The organism is Candidatus Thiosymbion oneisti (assembly GCF_900092655.1).
GTDB classification, from domain to species: Bacteria; Pseudomonadota; Gammaproteobacteria; order Chromatiales; family Chromatiaceae; genus Thiosymbion; species Thiosymbion oneisti.
The window spans coordinates 1-1462 of sequence record NZ_FLUY01001505.1 but is presented as its reverse complement, the minus strand read 5'-3'; the positions used below and the strand labels follow the sequence as shown (position 1 = coordinate 1462).

Here is a 1462-nt window from a genome sequence, read left to right as displayed (position 1 = left end):
CTCCTGTCTGCATCGGCTCTCTACAATGGACAGGTGGCAGCTCTGTTAGTTCCACTATTTATAGCGCACTACACTAGGACCTCGCCGTTGTGACCAAAGGACCCGAGCCAAAGGATCTGAAAGAGAGCCAAGCATTCAAGGCGCGAGTCGTTCGATGCGCCAACCGGCCTGAGGGGTGCGGCGGTAAAGAAAGCGGTCGTGTAGCCGGCTCTCCCGGCCTTGCCAAAACTCGATGGTCTCGGGCTCCACTCGAAAACCACCCCAGAAACCGGGTAAAGGGATCTCACTCTGGGAAAACTTGCGCCGCATCTCCTCCACCTTGGCATCCAGCAAGGAGCGGGAGCTGATGACTCGGCTCTGGGGTGAGGCCCAGGCGCCGATCTGGCTACCCCGGGGGCGGGTGGCGAAGTATTTGAGGGACTCGGCGGTCGGAATCCGGTCGGCCCTGCCCGTGATCTGGATCTGCCTGGCCAGGGCGACCCAGGGGAAGAGCAAGGCGACCTTGGGGTGCGCCGCTATTTGTCCGGACTTGCGGCTCCCGTAATTGGTGAAGAACACGAAGCCGGTCTCGTCATAGAGCTTGAGCAGTACGGTACGCACCCAGGGCTGACCGTCCGCGGCTACCGTTGCCAGGCTCATGGCGTTAGGCTCCGGGATGCCGGTAGCGATTGCCTCCTCGTACCAGTGCTGGAACTGACGGATAGGATCGGGCTCCAGGGCTTTCCTGGACAGTCCGCGCGCCATGGCCTGGGCGCGGAAGGCCTCCGGGGTGGTCGTCATTTGGATAGGCTAGGGGAAGGCGTTCTTCAGCCGAGTGCCACATCTTCGTAAACCGCGGCCAGTGGGCAACGGAAGTCGACGGCGGCGAACACGAGTTCCCCGTCCTCGGCGACCGGGTGCAGGACCCAGCCCCCCTCGGCGTTGCGACGGAAGATATCGACGAGCGGCCGTTCCGGTTCGATGAGCACATATTCCAGCAGCGAATCGAGCTGCCGGTAGTGGGCGAATTTGGCCCCGCGGTCGAAGGCGGCGGTGGAGTCGGATAAGACCTCGATCACCAGTGTCGGATTGCGCTTGAATCGCTTCTCCCGGCTGTCGGCGGGATCACAGGTGACGAATACATCCGGATAGTAGAAGGCGTCCGCCTGCTCGACGCGCACCTTCATATCCGCGATATAGACCCGGCAGGGACCGCCGCGGACGTGATTGCGCAACAAGGCGAACAGATTGCCGGCGACGGTGACATGGGCCTCACCGGCGCCGGCCATTGCAAAGACCTCGCCGGCGACATACTCGTGCTTGATCGGCGCGGTCTCCTCACCTGCCAGATAATCGTCAATGCCGATCCTGGCTTGTTCCGCGGTATTGGTCATTGGGTTGTTTCTTTGGCTCTTTATGGATTCCGGACTGCCAACGATCATGGAAGGGTACCACCGGACGTTTTGGAGTGCGGCGGCAACCT

At 61.7% G+C, this 1462-nt stretch carries 2 protein-coding genes; both read right to left on the bottom strand.

Features of this window, described 5'->3' with window-relative positions; translation table 11 throughout:
- Positions 1 to 135: 135 nt before the first annotated feature.
- Positions 136 to 780: a pyridoxamine 5'-phosphate oxidase gene (gene pdxH / locus BQ17_RS15310; RefSeq protein WP_089728509.1), complete on the bottom strand. Its 645-nt coding sequence runs from the start codon at positions 778 to 780 to the stop codon at positions 136 to 138.
- 26 nt (positions 781 to 806) lie between these two features.
- Positions 807 to 1373, bottom strand: coding sequence for a Uma2 family endonuclease (locus BQ17_RS15305; RefSeq protein WP_089728507.1), 567 nt, complete (start codon positions 1371 to 1373; stop codon positions 807 to 809).
- Positions 1374 to 1462 lie beyond the last annotated feature (89 nt).